This is a genomic window from Aromatoleum toluolicum (assembly GCF_012911005.2).
In the GTDB taxonomy this organism is placed as follows: domain Bacteria; phylum Pseudomonadota; class Gammaproteobacteria; order Burkholderiales; family Rhodocyclaceae; genus Aromatoleum; species Aromatoleum toluolicum.
In genome coordinates this window covers 31,854-45,401 of sequence record NZ_WTVS01000026.1, presented here as the reverse complement: position 1 = coordinate 45,401, position 13,548 = coordinate 31,854, and the positions used below count along the sequence as shown (strand labels likewise).

Sequence of the window (13,548 nt, the reverse complement as noted above, 5' to 3'; positions counted from 1 at the left end):
TCCGTCATCGGTGCGCGAACACCTCGGGAGCCGTCGGAGAAACGGGAGAATCATGAACGATTACACGGAATTCCTCAAGCAGAAGGCGACGACGGACCCGAGTACCGGCCTGTCGCATGTGCCTGCGCTGAATCCGATGCTGTACCCGCACCAGGCGGATATGGTTCGGTGGGCCTTGCGCCGCGGGCGCGCTGCGCTGTTCGCAGATTGCGGGATCGGCAAAGGTCCGATGCAGATGGAGTGGGCCGACAAGCAGCCGCACGAGTGCCTGATCGCTGCGCCGCTGGCCGTGGCGCACCAGTTCGTGCGCGAGGCTGAGAAGTTCGGGATTGATCTGGCGTATGCGAAGGATCAGGCCGGTGTCACCAAGCGCATCACGGTGACGAACTACGAGCGGCTGGAAAACTTTCACATCGAGCAGTTCGGCGCGGTCGCGCTGGATGAATCTTCGATCCTGAAAAACAGCTCAGGCGCGTACAGCACCTGGATGATTGACGCGTTCAAGGCGGCGCCGTTCCGCCTCTGCTCGTCCGCCACGCCAGCCCCGAACGACGTGATGGAGCTGGGTACGCAAGCGGAATTCCTTGGCGTGATGACGCGCAGCGAAATGCTGGCGATGTACTTCACCCACGACGGCGGCGACACGTCGAAATGGCGGGTGAAGGGTCACGCACAGCGGGCGTTTTGGGAGTGGATGGCATCGTGGTCCGTGATGATCCGCAAGCCGTCCGACCTCGGCTATTCGGATGAGGGCTTCGTGCTGCCGCCGCTGGCGATGCACGAGCACTGCATCAAGGTGCAAACAGCCACGAGCGGCTTCCTGTTCGCGCTGGAAGCGCAAACCCTGCAGGAGCGCCAGCAGGCGCGCCGCGAGAGCATCAGCGACCGCGTGAAGGCATGCGCGGACATCGTGAACGCCAGCGATCGCCCGTTCCTTGTGTGGTGCAACCTCAACGAAGAGAGCGCCCAGCTTGCGGCGGCGATCCCTGACGCCATCGAGGTGACCGGCAGCGACAGCGACGAGCGCAAGGAGTCGGCCATCGTCGGATTCCTCGAGGGCCGGCATCGCGTGATGGTCAGCAAGCCGAAGATCGCCGGCCTGGGCCTGAACCTGCAGCGCTGCGCCGACATGGCATTCGTCGGGCTCTCCGACTCCTACGAACAGCTCTATCAGTCGATCCGCCGCTGCTGGCGTTTCGGGCAGACGCGGCCGGTGAACGTGCATGTCATCACCGCAGAAACGGAAGGCGCGGTCGTCTCGAACATCAAGCGCAAAGAGCGCGAGGCGGAAGAAACGTACAACAACATGATTGCGCACATGAAAGACCTGAACGCCGCGGCATTGCACGGCGCGACGTTGCGCAACAAGACCAACTATCAGCCATCCGTCCCGATGGCGATTCCGGCATGGATGGGGGTGGCGGCATGAACAAGGTACTGGATCAAGCCAGCGGCGAGAACTGGACGCTGTGGAATGCGGACTGCATCGAAGTCGTCAATGCGCTGCCGGAAAACTCGCTGCACCTGAGCATCTTTTCGCCCCCTTACGCGAGTCTCTACACGTACTCGAACAGCGACCGAGATATGGGCAATTCAGCCAGCGATGCGCAGTTCTACGAGCACTTCGATTACCTCGTCGCTGGCCTGCATCGCGCGACCATGCCGGGGCGCATCGTCTGCGTCGACGTGATGAACATCCCGGCCATGAAAGAGCGCGACGGGTTCATCGGCCTCAAGGATTTCCGCGGCGACATCATTCGCGCCTTCACGCGACAAGGCTTCATCTTCCATTCCGAGCATTGCGCCTGGAAAGACCCGCTGATCGAGGCGACGCGCACCAAGGCGCTCGGGCTGATGCACAAGCAGCTGTGCAAGGACTCGACGCGCTCGCGCGCCGGCATCCCGCAATACCTGCTTGCCTTCCGCAAGGACGGCGAGAACCCGGAGCCGGTCGCCCACCAGAACGGACTCGAATACTTCGTCGGCGAGAACGAGCCGACACACGGCACGCTGTCGCATGAGCGGTGGCGTCGCTACGCCTCGCCGGTGTGGATGGACATCAACTTCAGCAACACACTGAACGCCAAGGCGGCGCGCGAAGCCGAGGACGAACGCCACGTCTGCCCGATGGCGCTGGACCTTATCGAGCGCGCCATACACCTGTGGAGCAATCCGGGTGATGTGATCTTCGACCCCTACAGCGGCATCGGCAGCACGGGCTACATGGCGATCAAGACGGGCCGCAAGTTCGTCGGATCGGAACTGAAATCCGCGTACTTCAAGCAGGCATGCAAGAACATCGGACAGGCGCGCGAAACGCACGGCGGGCTGTTTGATTCGATGGAAGCTGCGTGATGCTCGCCCGCCTTCGTGACTACCTCCACGAGCGCCGCATCGCCGCAGAAAAGGTCGCTCTGCTCGCTGCGACGACATTCGAGGCGAGGCGCATACACGCGGCGCGCATGCGCGATCTGATCAATCAGCGCAGCCCGGATAGCGTCGCGCGCATGGAGCGGGACAGGGGGCTCACATGATGGACTGGTTCCGCCTCTACGGTGAGTTCGCCACCGACCCGAAGGTGCAGATGCTGAGCGAGGCCGACCAGCGGCGTTACATCATGCTGTTATGCCTCAAGTGCAGTAACGGCGATGTAACGTTACACGATGAAGAAGTCGCGTTTCAGCTTCGCATTTCTGGCGACGAATGGTCCCGCACGAAGGGTGTCCTGCAGGCCAAAGGGCTGATCGACGAGAACGCATGCCCCGTTGCGTGGGATAAGCGACAATTCCGCTCGGATTCAAGCGCAGCGCGGGTTGCAGCGCATCGCGAGAGGAAGAAAAAGGAGGCTGCAGGCGATGTAACGTTACAGCAACGGCAAACTAACGCTCTAGATACAGATACAGATACAGAGTTAACCAATGCTAACGCATTGGTAGTCGCCAGCGTTCCCGCTGCCGACCCTTGCCCGCACCAAGAAATAATCGCTGCCTACCACGAGCTCTTGCCGACCTGCACACCGGTGAAGGTGTGGAACGAGATGCGCAAAACGCTTCTGCGCACCCGGTGGCGGGAAGACGCGAAACGGCAGCGCATGGAGTGGTGGCGTCGCTTCTTTGCCTACGTGGGGCAGTCCGAGTTCCTGACCGGTCGGGGGCAGTGCGCACCCGGTCGTGACCCGTTTGTCGCGGACTTGGAGTGGCTGGTGCGCCCGCAGAACTTCGCCAAGGTCGTTGAGGGCAAGTACCACCGCGACGAGGTGGCCGCATGAGCCTCACGTCCCCCGCTGCCGAGCAAACCATCATCGGCTGCTGCCTGCAGGGCCAGATCCTGGCCGATCGCGTCGCCGGGTTGCTGCCCGAGCATTTCGCCGTCGAGTCGCACCGCGAAGCCTTCTCCGCCATCCTCGCGGCGTGGCATCAGGGGCGCCCCGTCGATCCGGTATCGCTGGACGACACGCTCAAGGGGCGATCGGATAGCGCCGGCCTGGCGTACTGGGTCGAGTGCGCCGAACACGGCTACAGCCTCGCCATGCTGCCGGCGCACGTCTCGACGGTGCGCGACAAGGCCACGCGCCGCGCACTGCTCGCCGCAGCCGACGAGATCGCGAGCCTCGCGCACGGCAACGGCGACATTCGCGAGCACGTCGCCAGCGCCGCTGCCGCGGTGTCGAAGCTGGTCGACGGCACGGTCACCCGCGGCCCGAGGCTCATCGGCGACGTGCTGCGCGACTACATGCCCGAGATGGGCGCCCGGTGGGAAGGCCGAAACGACGGTCTGATGACGGGCTTCGCGGATCTGGACGCCAAGCTGCGCGGCCTGCGCGCCGGGAACCTCGTCCTGATCGCCGCGCGTCCCGCGATGGGCAAAACGGCGCTCGCGATGCAGATCGCCGCGAACGTTTCGCACGGCGGCGTCGTCGTCGCCTTCTCGCAGGAAATGGCCGAAACGGAACTGGCCGACCGGCTGCTCGCCTCGGCTGGGCATGTCGCGCTGGACCGCATCATCGGCGGCGGCATGACTTCCGACGATCACGACCGCTTCGCAGGTGCAGTGGGCCGCGTACAGGGGATGCGACTCTACATCGATGACCAGCCCGCGCAGCGCATCAGCGACATTCGCGCGAAAACGCAGAGCGTGCGGCGCAAGCACCCGATTGCGCTGGTCGTGGTCGATTACCTGCAACTCATGGCCGGCGACGGCGCGAACCGCAACGCGGAGATCGAGCAGATCAGCCGCGGCTTGAAAGCGCTCGCCAAGGAACTCGGTTGTCCGGTCATCGCGCTGTCGCAGCTCTCGCGCAAGTGCGAGGAACGCCCGAACAAGCGCCCGATGCTCTCCGACCTGCGCGACTCCGGCGCCATCGAGCAGGACGCCGACATCGTGATGATGATCTACCGCGACGAGGTCTATAACCCCGACTCGCCCGACAAGGGCACGGCCGAGGTGCTGATCCGCAAGAACCGGCAGGGCCAGATCGGCGACGTGCGGCTGACATGGCTGGGCGAATACACATCGTTCGCCGACTGCAGCTACCAGGGGTCACGCGAAGAGAGCCAGCCGATGCGCCGCCGCAGCAGAGGCTTCGATGAGGAATGAGGGAGCAACGACCGACATGGACCGAGCAATGGAAACGAACCTGCCTCTGCCGCTGGATCGCGCGGCAGCCGAAGGAAGCGCGGCAAGCGTTCTACGAGCTGTGGGCGAAACGGCACGGGAAGGCGTCGGCACTGGCGCTGCTCGAGGACGTGAAGAAGGCGCACCGCTCGACATCAGCTTCCTGATCCCCGGCGAACCCAAGGGCAAGGGCCGGCACCGCTCGCGCATCGCGAAGATGGGCAACGGGAAGCAGTTCATCGCCAACTACGCGCCCAAGGACACCGTCGAGTACGAAAACCTCGTGCGCATGGCCGCAAGCGATGCAATGGACGGCCGCGCGCCGAGCGAACTGCCGGTGCTGGTCGAGATGGTCGCGACCTGCTCAGTGCCCGCCAGCTGGTCGCAGAAGAAGCGCCACGCCGCGATCAGGGGCGAGGTGATGCCGACGGGTAAGCCCGACCTTGATAACGGCCTGAAGGCTGTCCTGGACGGTTTGAACAAGATCGTCGTGAAGGATGACGCGCAGGTCTGCAGGGTCGGCATGAGCAAACAGTACGGCGAGCGGCCGGGCGTGTTCGTGCGCGTGGTGGAGCTGCATGCGAGGCCGGCACGGTGACGGTGGAGAAGCTGTGCTTCGGCCAGTACGAGCGCGCCATGCGTGCCGACCGGGCCTGCCGCTCGTGCAAGGAGTCCGTCCAGTGCATCCCGCTGCAGGAGGAGCTGACGATGGCCGGCGAGCCCAGGGCCGCGCATGGATGGCAGTACGGAACGTCGCCTGCACCTTCGCAGGCCTCTCGCGTCGCTGTGCGAGGACGGCCGTTGAACAGCCTCGTTCCGCGCCTGCGCCAGCTCGCCGCCCTCGGCGTGCAGATCGCCGCAGAGGCTGCAGATGCGATCGAGCAGCAGTCCGGCGCCACCGAGCCGATGCGCAACGCGCTCGCCTGGTACGCCGAGCCGGGTAACTGGCGCCGGCCGACCAAGGGCCGCAAGTGGTCGAACTCGCCGGCCTGCGACGACAAGGGCTCGCGGGCGCGGATGGTGATGATGGAGGCAGGATCGTGAGCGTATTCCGCAGCCGCAAATTCCTCGACCTGGCGCACGACATGCACGAATGCACGCTGCAGATCCCGGGCGTGTGCGTCGACTATTCGGTCGAAGGGCTCGAGCCATGCCATTCGAACTGGCAGGAAGAGGGTATCGGCATCGGCATCAAGGCCGACGACATCTTCGCCGCCGGCTGCCACCGCTGCCACATGGAGATCGACGACAAGGCCAATCTCTCGCGCGACGAGAAGATCTGGTACTGGCGCCGTGGCGTGATTCGAACTGTCCGGCATCTCCTGAAGGCCGGCAAGCTGAAGGTGTCGGCGTGAGCGTGCCACGTCGCCGTGAGCGCCTCATGTTCCGTGTCGAGCGTGGCGCGCTGGTGCCGGCCGACACCTACACACTGGCCCGCCTGCGCGAGCGCGGATACAAGGTCGGCGACCTGCTTGCGGCCGATCTCACGAAACCGCGCAGCCCCGGCTTCTGGCGCCTTGCTCACCGTATCGGAATGCTGTGTGCGCGGAACGTCGAAGAGTTCTCCGGCATGGATGCGCACGCGGTCCTGAAGAAGCTGCAGTTCGACGCGAACATCGAGTGCGATGTCTCGGAGACGGTAATCCCGGGCATTGGCGTGATGACGCACCGCACGCCGCGTTCGCTCAGCTTCGAATCGATGGACGAGGGCGAGTTCAGGGTCGTGACGAGGGCCTTTTGCCGGCACATCGCCCAGCGCTACTGGCCGGAGATGGATGAGGACGCCGTCGCAGAGATGGCAGAGAACTTTGTGGAGGAGGCTTGATGCCCGGCTACACGTCACCCCTCGGCAGGCTCGGCCCGAACGCCCCGGAAGCCGAGCGCGTGAAACAGGCCGCATGGCGCGAGGACAAGATCCTGGTCGTGCGACTCGACGACGAGAGGCTCGACTTCATGCAGCGCGAGTTCGTGCGGCAGATCGGCGAGCAGCTGTACGGCAAGGCGAAGGTATTCACCAGCAAGGGGAAGCGCGATGAACACGGCCGATGAACTGCTGACGGTGCCGCCGCCTCCACGGTGCCGTGAGTGCATGCACATCGAGGAGCGCGTGACGCTGGGTGTCGAGCGCTGCCGGTGCGTCGAAAAGAAGCCGATGCACGAGCCGTGCGCGTGGTTCGATGCGAAGACGCCGACCATTACCAACACCAAAGAAAGGGATCCTGCCTGATGACGACGGACACCGTAGCGCCGGTCTTCGTGAGCGCCCATGCCGCACTGACGTTCGCATTCAACTATAGCCTGCAGCAGTACGACGCTCCGCCGATGGCAAAGCTGATGCGCGGGGCGATCGGGAGCGGGAAGGGGCTGGTCGGCCTGGATGGGGCAGGGCAGTCCGGGTTCGTGCGCGCCGAGGTCAAGCGGCTGCCGATCGAGCAGCAGATGGCGATTGCCGCACGCTTCGCCCCGGCGATGCAGGAGTGCGAGTGCGGCAAGGTCTGTTGCAGTGGCAAGACGCCCGGGAAGGAATGGGCCGAGGCGGTCGAGTGGCTCACCAGCTACGCGATGCGGGCTGCGCTGGCGGGCTGCGTGTCACATCACCGTCTGCGTCAGGCGCTTGTGATGCGGGCGTTCGGGCGGAAGACGGTGAGCCTCGATGCGCTGGCTGAGATCGCATCCGTGCATCGGAACACCGTGTCGGACCAGAATCAGCGCGTGCAGAAGTGCATGCGGGAGATTGAAGCAAAGGCGGTGCGGGCGATCGACGAGCGGCTGCGGAACTGCGGGATGGTAGGGGAAGATGGGTAGCCCTTGACTGTGTGAGCAACGCACTGTATAAGCCCGAAGTAGATACACGGGAGAAATCCCGATGCAGCCCGCCTCCGAAAGGATCGCGGGCTTTTTCTTTGCCTGAAGCAAGCGCGGACCCGCATTGCGGGGACTGAGGCGGGAACACCGAGCCGCTACCGCAGCGGCCTGAAACCCGAAGAGGCCAGATCCCAACTCAGCAGGCTGTTTCAAGGATGCGCCACCCCGTCAAGGAGGTGATCCGATCCGGCGGGCTGCAAGGCCTGCAAGCGCCGCGAGGCGATTCATCCCGCAGCTGGATACCGAATGAAGCTCAAGACTCTGAGGTCCAGCGTTCCGGCCTTGGTCGGGCGGAGTCTCGGCGCGCTGCCTCGAGCTGGAGCGACGCCGCGCCAGCGGGGATACGGATGGATGAAGCGCCGCGCCAGGTGGCTGAGCTGCCACCCGCTGTGCGTCGAGTGTGAGCGCGAGTTCCGAGTGACGGCAGCCTCTGAGGTGGATCACATCTTTCCTCTTGCCGATGGCGGGGCGGACGATGAGAGCAATTTCCAGTCGCTGTGCGATGGCTGCCACAAGGCCAAGACGGCGGCGGAGAACCAGGCGCGAGCGCCAGGCTGACCCCGGTAGGGGGGGGGTAAATCTCTGGGGCCTTGGGGGTCAGAAACCACTAGGTTCCCCACGCGCAGATTAAATCCCCGTATCAAATAGGATTCAAATCATGGCCGGAGTCAAAGGGCGGAGCGGCGGTGCCCGTCCTGGCGCCGGCCGTAAGCCGAAAGCGAAGGCGAGCGCACCCGCGCCAGTGCCGCAGGGCGACAGGGATATGCTCCAGCTGCTGCAGGACGTAGCGCTCGGGCGGACCGAGGCGACGCCGCTGCAGGTCAGGGCAGCAATCGCCGCGGTGCAATACACGCACCCGAAGGTTGGCGAGGGCGGCAAGAAGGAACAGAGGCAGGCCGACGCGCAAAAGGTCGCGGGCCGGTTCGCTCCGGCTGCGCCGCCGAAGCTGGTCGCGGCCGGCGGTAAGAAGGTCTGACCGTGGAGTGGACGACCGCCTGCCCCGATTGGGGGCAGCGACTGATCGACGGTCGCTCGATCATCCCGGCGCCGATCTTCGCCGACCAGGCAGAGCAAGCGCTGGCGATCTTCCGGCAACTGAAGGTCGTGGACCTTCCGGGAAAGCCGGCGTTCGGCGAGTGCGCCGAGCAGTGGGTGTTCGACTACGTCGCCGCCATCTTCGGCGCGTACGACGCCGAGACCGGCAAGCAGCTGATCCGTGAATACGGGCTGCTGATCAGCAAGAAGAACACGAAGAGCACGATCGCCGCCGGGATCATGCTGACGGCGCTGATCCTGTGCTGGCGCGAGGAAGAAGAGCACCTGATCCTTGCCCCGACGAAAGAGGTCGCGGACAACAGCTACAAGCCGGCCGCGGCGATGGTGCGCGAAGACGACGAACTGAGCGCCCTGTTCCACATTCAGGACCATGTCCGGACGATCACGCATCGCGTGACCCGGAACAGCCTGAAGGTGGTCGCGGCCGACACGGACACGGTTTCCGGCAAGAAGTCCGGAAAGGTGCTGGTCGATGAGCTGTGGATCTTCGGTAAGCGTGCGAACGCCTCGGCCATGTTCATGGAGGCCTTGGGCGGGCAGGTCTCGCGCGATGAAGGCTGGGTCATTTACCTGACGACGCAGAGCGACGAGCCGCCGGCCGGATCCTTCAAGGAACGGCTGGACTACTGGCGCGACGTGCGCGACGGCAAGATCGCCGACCGCAAGACGCTGGGCGTGCTGTACGAGTTCCCGCCGCAGATGATCGAGTCGAAGGGGTATCTGCTACCGCAGAACTTCTACATCACGAACCCGAACATCGGCCGGTCTGTGTCGGCGGAGTGGCTGGAAGACCAGCTTCGCAAGAACCAGGCGAAGACGGACGGCACCTTTCAGCAGTTCCTCGCCAAGCACCTGAACGTCGAGATCGGACTGAACCTCCGCTCCGACCGTTGGGCCGGCGCGGACTTCTGGGAACAGGCCGAGATCGCCCTGACGTTGGACGACCTACTGGCCCGGTGCGAAGTGGCGGTGGTTGGCGGCGACGGCGGCGGACTGGACGACTTGCTTGGTCAGGCGGTCGTCGGTCGTGAGCGCGAGACTGGCCGCTGGCTGGCATGGTTCCACGCTTGGGCGCACAAGATCGCGCTTGAGCGACGGAAGGAGATCGCCCCTAGGCTTCGCGATTTCGAGCGCGACGGCACGCTGACCATCGTCGAGAGGCCGGGGCAGGACGTGCAGGAGTTCGCGGACAACGTGTGTCGCGTGCGGGATGCCGGGTTGCTGCCCGAAGAGAAGGGTATCGGCGTCGACGCCGCAGGGATTGGCGACATCGTCGATGAGCTGGCCGCCAGGGAGTTCGAAGTGGAGCGCGACATCGTCGCGATTTCGCAGGGATGGCGACTGACCGGGGCGATCAAGACGACTGAGCGGAAGCTGGCCGGCGGCGAATTGCTGGTGGCGAAGTCCGACCTGATGCCGTGGAGCGTGAGCAACGCCCGGGTCGAGCAGCAGAAGAACGCCATTTCCATCAACAAACAGATCAGCGGCACAGCAAAGATTGACCCGCTGATGAGTTTGTTTGACGCGGTGTCGCTGATGGCACTTAATCCGGCCGCTTCAGGTCGATCGTTTTGGGAAATGGCTTGATGGGACTCTTCGACTGGATTCGTTTCGGGCGCAAGGCGAGCGATCCGCTCGCGCTGTGGGCCGAGATCGCCAAGTCTGGCCGATCGTCCAAGTCTGGCGCGACAATCAATCTGGACACCGCGCTTCGCGTGGCGACGTGGTTCGCATGCGTAAAGATCGTCTCGCAGGGCTGCGCGCAGGTTCCGTTCAAGCTATTCCGCGAGTCGAATGAAAACGGCCTGACGAAGATCAAGCCCGCGCGCGACTTGCCGCTTTACGACCGGCTCGCGACCAAGCCGAACGAATGGCAGACCAGCTTCGAATTCCGCGAGCAACTGGTGATTCACGCCATGCACGGCAACGCCTACGCATGGAAGAACCGGACCTCCCGCGGCATCGCGGAGATGATCCTGCTCGATCCGGGGCGGATGTGCGTGGAGCAGCCTGACGAGTTCGGGCCGGCGCAGTACAAGTATTCTCTGCGCAACGGCCAGGTGCTGCTGTTCCCCGCAGATCAGATCTGGCACGTACGCGGATCGTCGTGGGTCGGCTACGCCGGCATGGACGTCCTGAAGTTGGCGCGCGAAGCGCTCGGACTGGCCATTGCTACCGAGGAGAGTCACGCCGGCCTGCACGCGAACGGCGTCAAATCGTCCGGCGTCTATTCGGTGGATGGGAATCTGTCGGTTGAGCAACAGGCGAAGCTGGTTGCATGGCTGAAGAAGGAGGCGCGAGAGAACATCGGCGCCCCGATGGTGCTGGACCGCAGCGCCAAGTGGATCTCGACGACCATGTCCGGCATGGATGCGCAGCACCTCGAGACTCGGCGCTTCCAGATCGAAGAGGTCTGCCGGTTCGCGGGAGTCTCGCCATTCATGGTGTTCCACACCGACAAGGCGCCAACCTACGCGAGCGCCGAGCAGTTCCAGATCCAGCACGTCGTGCACACGCTGAGCCCGTGGTATGCACGCATTGAACAATCGGCCGACGCGAACCTGCTCACCGATAAAGAACGGGCGCAGGGCCTGTACTTCAAGTTCGTGGCCGCCGGCCTGCTGCGCGGCTCCATGAAGGACCAGGGCGAGTTCTTCGCCCGCATGCTCGGCGCGGGCGGTACCCGTCAGGTGCTGACGCAAGACGAAATCCGCGCGCTACTCGAATTCAACCCGATGGGAGGGGATGCGGCGGTGCTGCATGAGCCCACCGGGAGCCAGCCAGCCCCATCCCCCGCGGACTGAAGGAAGAAACCATGACCACCAAGACTATCGACTTCGCCTACGACCTCAAGGCTACCGGCGACACCGGCACCTTCGAAGGTTACGGCTCGGTCTTCAGCATCGAGGACCGCGGCGGCGACATCGTTGCTCCGGGAGCGTTCACCGAAACGCTGGCAGCCTCAAAATCCTCCGGCCGGCTGCCCGCACTGCTGTGGCAGCACCGTCAGACGGAGCCGATCGGCGTCTATACGTCGATGGACGAGGATTCTGTCGGGCTGCGCGTGAAGGGGCAGCTCGCACTGAAGACCGCCCGCGGGGCCGAAGCGTACGAACTGATGAAAATGGGCGCGCTGAGCGGCCTGTCGATCGGCTATCGCGTCCGTGACGACAGCTGGGACCGCGTTACGGGCGTGCGCACCATCAAGAAAGCCGATCTGATCGAGCTTTCGCTGGTCACCTTCCCGATGAATGACGCCTCGCGCGTGTCGTCGGTAAAAGGCCAGATCGAAACGCTCGAAGATCTCAAATCCGCGGAGCAATACCTGCGCGATGCAGGCTTGAGCCGCACGGAAGCCAAGGCGTTCATCGCCAGGGTGAAAGGCCTCGGACAGAGCGATTCTGATGGGGGCGACATGCAGCAAATCGTCGAGGCGCTACGGCGCAGAGGCGCGGCGCTGGCCTGAAAGCCTGCCAACAGCATCAACCAAAACGACCGCCACAAGGCGGTTTTTTCATTCTGGAGATCGGAAAAATGAAATCGACGCACTTCAAATTCGGCATCGCTGCCACCATCCTGCTGGCGATGGGCTCCGCCCTTGCTGGCGTTCCAGTTTTCTCGCCCGACATCATGGCAGGCCTCGCGATGCTCGGCGTCGTCGGTAATGTGGAGCTGATCGAGATCAAGAAGATCATCGACCAGCAAGGCGAGGCGTGGAGCGAGTTCAAAAAGACCAACGACGAGATCCTGAAGGCGAAAGCCGAAGGGAAGGCTGTCGGCGACCTCGAAACCAAGCTCGCCAAGATCAGCGCCGACATGGAAAAGCTCGCCGACCTCAAAGAGCAGTTCGATGCGATCGAAAAGAAGCTCGGGCGCCCGAAGACCGACAGCGAAGTGAAGGCCGAAGCAGATTTCGCCGCCGAGCTGAAATCGTTCAACATCGCCCTGCGCGCCGACTGCGCGAGCAAGGGGAAGGCGGTTCCGGCTGAATTCGACGCCGAGGGTTACCGACTGTACAAGTCGGCCTTCTTCAAGCTGGTGGCCGGCGTGCCTGTCGATAGCCTGGAGTCGAGCGAGCGCAAGGCGCTGCAGGCCGGCTCCGATCCGGACGGCGGCTACTTCCTCCCCCACGCCACCATGGGCCGCGTCGTGGGCAAGGTCTATGAGCAGTCGGTGATGCGCCAGCTCGCATCGGTGCAGACCATCAGCACCAACGACATCGAGGGCATCGTCGATAACGACGAGGCCGCGGCCGGGTGGGTGTCCGAACTGGGTACTCGCTCCGACTCCGCGACGCCCACCGTCGGCAAATGGAAGATCGAGGCCTTCGAGATGTACGCCATGCCCAAGGCGTCGCAGAAGATCCTCGACGACGCCGCCACCGACGTGGAAGCCTGGCTGTCCGGCAAGATCGCCGACAAGTTCGCACGCGTTGAGGGGACCGCGTTCTGGACCGGTAACGGCGCCGGCAAGCCGATGGGCTTGGCGTCTTACGCCACGGCAGCCACTGCCGACGCGAGCCGCGCATGGGGCACTTTCGAGCACGTGAAGACGGGCACGAACGGCGACTTCAACGCAACGACCAAGGGTGACCCGCTGCACGACCTGATCGGCGCGTTCAAGGATCAGTACCTGCAGAACGCGAACTTCGTCATGCGCCGCGAGGTGCGGACCAAGATCCGCAAACTGAAGGAGGCGACGACCGATCGCTACCTGTGGGAGCCCTCCATGCAGGCCGGCACGCCGGATCGCCTGAACGGCTACCCGGTGCGCATCGATCAGTACATGCCGGCGCTGGCCACGGACAGCCTGTCGCTCGCCCTCGGCGACTTCAAGGAGGCGTACCAGATCGTCGATCGCATGGGCATCCGCACGCTGCGCGACCCCTTCACCGCCAAGCCCTACGTGGTGTTCTACAGCACCAAGCGGACCGGCGGCGGCGCGGTCAATTTCGAGGCGGTCAAGTTCCTGAAGTTCGCTGCCTGATCGGCACGGCGCCGCCTGCGGGTGGCG

At 64.2% G+C, this 13,548-nt stretch carries 18 protein-coding genes; all 18 read left to right on the top strand.

Annotation, left to right across the window (positions count from 1 at the left end):
- Positions 1-235 precede the first annotated feature (235 nt).
- The 18 genes from GPA27_RS13595 (at position 236) to GPA27_RS13510 (ending at position 13,521) form a co-directional block, all read left to right on the top strand.
- On the top strand, positions 236-1,429 hold the full coding sequence (locus tag GPA27_RS13595) for a helicase-related protein (protein ID WP_256222945.1): 1,194 nt from the start codon (positions 236-238) through the stop codon (positions 1,427-1,429).
- Positions 1,426-2,355 carry a DNA-methyltransferase gene (locus tag GPA27_RS13590; protein WP_169141161.1) on the top strand — a complete coding sequence of 310 codons (930 nt, stop codon included), beginning with the start codon at positions 1,426-1,428 and terminating at the stop codon, positions 2,353-2,355. The genes GPA27_RS13595 and GPA27_RS13590 overlap by 4 nt, the downstream gene beginning before the upstream one ends.
- Positions 2,355-2,534, top strand: a complete 180-nt coding sequence (locus GPA27_RS13585; protein WP_169141160.1) for a hypothetical protein — start codon at positions 2,355-2,357, stop codon at positions 2,532-2,534. Before GPA27_RS13590 ends, GPA27_RS13585 begins: the two co-directional genes overlap by 1 nt.
- Positions 2,531-3,268: a hypothetical protein gene (locus tag GPA27_RS13580; protein ID WP_169141159.1), complete on the top strand. Its 738-nt coding sequence runs from the start codon at positions 2,531-2,533 to the stop codon at positions 3,266-3,268. Before GPA27_RS13585 ends, GPA27_RS13580 begins: the two co-directional genes overlap by 4 nt.
- Complete coding sequence (dnaB, locus tag GPA27_RS13575) at positions 3,265-4,596, top strand: replicative DNA helicase (protein ID WP_169141158.1); 1,332 nt, start codon at positions 3,265-3,267, stop codon at positions 4,594-4,596. The genes GPA27_RS13580 and dnaB overlap by 4 nt, the downstream gene beginning before the upstream one ends.
- A 28-nt stretch (positions 4,597-4,624) precedes the next feature.
- Positions 4,625-5,212: a RusA family crossover junction endodeoxyribonuclease gene (locus GPA27_RS13570; protein ID WP_169141157.1), complete on the top strand. Its 588-nt coding sequence runs from the start codon at positions 4,625-4,627 to the stop codon at positions 5,210-5,212.
- On the top strand, positions 5,209-5,658 hold the full coding sequence (locus GPA27_RS13565; RefSeq protein WP_169141156.1) for a hypothetical protein: 450 nt from the start codon (positions 5,209-5,211) through the stop codon (positions 5,656-5,658). Before GPA27_RS13570 ends, GPA27_RS13565 begins: the two co-directional genes overlap by 4 nt.
- Positions 5,655-5,969: a nuclease domain-containing protein gene (locus tag GPA27_RS13560; protein ID WP_169141155.1), complete on the top strand. Its 315-nt coding sequence runs from the start codon at positions 5,655-5,657 to the stop codon at positions 5,967-5,969. The genes GPA27_RS13565 and GPA27_RS13560 overlap by 4 nt, the downstream gene beginning before the upstream one ends.
- Positions 5,966-6,439: a hypothetical protein gene (locus GPA27_RS13555; protein WP_169141154.1), complete on the top strand. Its 474-nt coding sequence runs from the start codon at positions 5,966-5,968 to the stop codon at positions 6,437-6,439. The genes GPA27_RS13560 and GPA27_RS13555 overlap by 4 nt, the downstream gene beginning before the upstream one ends.
- Positions 6,439-6,663 (top strand): hypothetical protein, encoded by a 225-nt coding sequence (locus GPA27_RS13550; protein WP_169141153.1) that lies wholly within the window; start codon positions 6,439-6,441, stop codon positions 6,661-6,663. The genes GPA27_RS13555 and GPA27_RS13550 overlap by 1 nt, the downstream gene beginning before the upstream one ends.
- Complete coding sequence (locus GPA27_RS13545; protein WP_169141152.1) at positions 6,647-6,841, top strand: hypothetical protein; 195 nt, start codon at positions 6,647-6,649, stop codon at positions 6,839-6,841. Before GPA27_RS13550 ends, GPA27_RS13545 begins: the two co-directional genes overlap by 17 nt.
- Complete coding sequence (locus GPA27_RS13540; RefSeq protein WP_169141151.1) at positions 6,841-7,419, top strand: DNA-binding protein; 579 nt, start codon at positions 6,841-6,843, stop codon at positions 7,417-7,419. The genes GPA27_RS13545 and GPA27_RS13540 overlap by 1 nt, the downstream gene beginning before the upstream one ends.
- Before the next feature lie 411 nt (positions 7,420-7,830).
- Positions 7,831-8,037, top strand: a complete 207-nt coding sequence (locus tag GPA27_RS13535; protein ID WP_169141150.1) for an HNH endonuclease — start codon at positions 7,831-7,833, stop codon at positions 8,035-8,037.
- Between the two features lie 205 nt (positions 8,038-8,242).
- Entirely contained in the window at positions 8,243-8,455 is a 213-nt protein-coding gene (locus tag GPA27_RS13530) for a hypothetical protein (protein WP_169141149.1), read from the top strand.
- 176 nt (positions 8,456-8,631) lie between these two features.
- Positions 8,632-10,122, top strand: a complete 1,491-nt coding sequence (locus tag GPA27_RS13525; RefSeq protein WP_256222942.1) for a terminase large subunit — start codon at positions 8,632-8,634, stop codon at positions 10,120-10,122.
- Positions 10,122-11,339 carry a phage portal protein gene (locus GPA27_RS13520; RefSeq protein ID WP_169141147.1) on the top strand — a complete coding sequence of 406 codons (1,218 nt, stop codon included), beginning with the start codon at positions 10,122-10,124 and terminating at the stop codon, positions 11,337-11,339. Before GPA27_RS13525 ends, GPA27_RS13520 begins: the two co-directional genes overlap by 1 nt.
- An 11-nt stretch (positions 11,340-11,350) precedes the next feature.
- Positions 11,351-12,001 carry an HK97 family phage prohead protease gene (locus GPA27_RS13515; protein WP_169141146.1) on the top strand — a complete coding sequence of 217 codons (651 nt, stop codon included), beginning with the start codon at positions 11,351-11,353 and terminating at the stop codon, positions 11,999-12,001.
- Between the two features lie 68 nt (positions 12,002-12,069).
- A complete protein-coding gene (locus GPA27_RS13510; protein WP_211164988.1) occupies positions 12,070-13,521 on the top strand; it encodes a phage major capsid protein in 1,452 nt (483 codons plus the stop codon).
- Positions 13,522-13,548 lie beyond the last annotated feature (27 nt).

Coding starts and splice junctions, on each gene's coding strand:
- GPA27_RS13595 (WP_256222945.1), top strand. CDS start 236: ATGGAGTGGGCCGACAAGCAGCCGCACGAGTGCCTGATCGCTGCGCCG.
- GPA27_RS13590 (WP_169141161.1), top strand. CDS start 1,426: ATGAACAAGGTACTGGATCAAGCCAGCGGCGAGAACTGGACGCTGTGG.
- GPA27_RS13585 (WP_169141160.1), top strand. CDS start 2,355: ATGCTCGCCCGCCTTCGTGACTACCTCCACGAGCGCCGCATCGCCGCA.
- GPA27_RS13580 (WP_169141159.1), top strand. CDS start 2,531: ATGATGGACTGGTTCCGCCTCTACGGTGAGTTCGCCACCGACCCGAAG.
- dnaB (WP_169141158.1), top strand. CDS start 3,265: ATGAGCCTCACGTCCCCCGCTGCCGAGCAAACCATCATCGGCTGCTGC.
- GPA27_RS13570 (WP_169141157.1), top strand. CDS start 4,625: ATGGAAACGAACCTGCCTCTGCCGCTGGATCGCGCGGCAGCCGAAGGA.
- GPA27_RS13550 (WP_169141153.1), top strand. CDS start 6,439: ATGCCCGGCTACACGTCACCCCTCGGCAGGCTCGGCCCGAACGCCCCG.
- GPA27_RS13545 (WP_169141152.1), top strand. CDS start 6,647: ATGAACACGGCCGATGAACTGCTGACGGTGCCGCCGCCTCCACGGTGC.
- GPA27_RS13540 (WP_169141151.1), top strand. CDS start 6,841: ATGACGACGGACACCGTAGCGCCGGTCTTCGTGAGCGCCCATGCCGCA.
- GPA27_RS13535 (WP_169141150.1), top strand. CDS start 7,831: ATGAAGCGCCGCGCCAGGTGGCTGAGCTGCCACCCGCTGTGCGTCGAG.
- GPA27_RS13530 (WP_169141149.1), top strand. CDS start 8,243: ATGCTCCAGCTGCTGCAGGACGTAGCGCTCGGGCGGACCGAGGCGACG.
- GPA27_RS13520 (WP_169141147.1), top strand. CDS start 10,122: ATGGGACTCTTCGACTGGATTCGTTTCGGGCGCAAGGCGAGCGATCCG.
- GPA27_RS13515 (WP_169141146.1), top strand. CDS start 11,351: ATGACCACCAAGACTATCGACTTCGCCTACGACCTCAAGGCTACCGGC.
- GPA27_RS13510 (WP_211164988.1), top strand. CDS start 12,070: ATGAAATCGACGCACTTCAAATTCGGCATCGCTGCCACCATCCTGCTG.